This is a genomic window from Planctomonas deserti (assembly GCF_003067705.1).
In the GTDB taxonomy this organism is placed as follows: domain Bacteria; phylum Actinomycetota; class Actinomycetes; order Actinomycetales; family Microbacteriaceae; genus Planctomonas; species Planctomonas deserti.
Window position 1 is genome coordinate 1 of the sequence record NZ_QANL01000098.1, and the last position, 621, is coordinate 621.

Sequence of the window (621 nt, forward strand, 5' to 3'; positions counted from 1 at the left end):
GGCGCTGCTGCCGCCGCTGCTGCTGATGGCGCTGCTGGCGTGGTTGCTGCGCGGGGTGCTGTTCGGCCTGCCGTCGCTGTTGCTGGGCGTGGCGGTGCTGGCCTGGTGTTGGGGACCGCGCGACCTGGATCGCGATATCGAAGCGATCATCGATGCCGATGACGCAGCGACGCGGCAGGCCGCGGTGCGCAACCTGCAGGCGGCCGGTGGCAGCCTGCGCGAGGACATTCCGTCACTGGTCGAGGCAACCGTGCTCAACGCCTTGCGGCGCTGGTTCGCGGTGCTGTTCTGGTTCCTGCTGCTGGGCCCGGCCGGTGCTCTCGGTTACCGGCTGCTGGCGCTGATGGCGGAAAGCCCGATGCGTGCCCGCGTGCCGGTGGAGCCGCTGGCGCTGGCGCAGCGCCTGCTGGGCTGGATCGAGTGGCCGGTGGCGCAGCTGATGGCATTTTCGATGGCGCTGGTGGGCAACTTCGATACGGCGTGGAAGGCCTGGCGCCAGGCCCACGGCGAGCGCCTGGCCGGCAACATCGGCTTCCTCGGCGCGGTGGCGCGGGCCAGCGTCAATGCCGAGCTGCGCGAGGATGCGCACGATTACACCGAGGCGGGGCTGTTGCCGGTGTG

At 70.9% G+C, this 621-nt stretch carries 1 protein-coding gene; it reads left to right on the forward strand.

Going from position 1 to position 621, the window contains the following annotated elements; translation table 11 throughout:
• On the forward strand, positions 1–621 hold a 621-nt coding region (gene ampE / locus DAI20_RS19735; RefSeq protein ID WP_108252895.1), incomplete at both ends, for a regulatory signaling modulator protein AmpE.